We start from the raw sequence: 711 nt of genomic DNA, 5'->3' as shown, positions 1-711 counted from the left end.
ACACGGCGGCGGCCGGTGACCTCGCAGCGGCCGGGGCGGTTGCCGGCGGGCGCGAGGCCGGCGTGGCGGGCGAGGCGAAGCCCGCGCGGGCGGACCGCAGCGCCTGCTCCATCGCCATGGCCTGCTCCGCCTCCCGTTCCGCTGCGCAGCCCAACATCAATAGCGGCAGCAGGCAGGCGGGACGCAGGCCGGGCATCGCGGGCGGGAAGTCCTCTCCCCTGGCCGCCCGGCACGGGGCCGGGCGGGGCGGGATCAGGCGTCGGCGGGCTCGCTCGAGCGGACGGGGGCGAGCGCGGGGCGCGGCGCGGGGGCGCTCGCCTCGGTGATCATCTCCATCTTGCCGGAGAGCTGTCCGCCATCCTCGACCGACAGGCGCCGGCTGCGCGCCGTGCCGAGCACGCGGCCGGTCGAGCGGATGGTGAGCGAGCCATTGGCGATGAGCGTGCCGTCGAAGGTGCCGGCGATCTCGGCGTCCTCGACCTGCACCTCGCCCTTGAAGACGCCGGAATGGCTGATGATCAGCTCCTGCGCCTGCAGAAGCTGGCTCTCCATCGTGCCTTCGATCACCAGCCGCTCGGCTTCCGTGACGGTGCCCTGCAGGCTGATCCCCTTGCCGACGACGAGGGTGCGGCGGTCGGCCGCTTCCGGCCGGGCGGTCGGGCGCGCCGCCGTGGTGGCGGCGGGCGGCGTCGCGACGCGGGAAACGCCGGC

Annotated in this window: 2 protein-coding genes; both read right to left on the bottom strand. The window is 75.8% G+C overall.

The features are described from left to right. The coding region (locus HW577_RS26795) for a hypothetical protein (RefSeq protein WP_232475256.1) at nt 1-196 on the bottom strand (196 nt) is incomplete at its 3' end. Nucleotides 197-252: 56 nt separating this feature from the next. Continuing rightward, a partial coding sequence (locus tag HW577_RS26025) for a bactofilin family protein (protein ID WP_198378961.1) occupies nt 253-711 on the bottom strand: 459 nt, incomplete at its 5' end.

Source organism: Neoroseomonas rubea (assembly GCF_016106015.1).
Classification (GTDB): domain Bacteria; phylum Pseudomonadota; class Alphaproteobacteria; order Acetobacterales; family Acetobacteraceae; genus Neoroseomonas; species Neoroseomonas rubea.
Note: the sequence above shows the minus strand (reverse complement) of the source record. Positions and strands in the feature narration are given on the sequence as shown.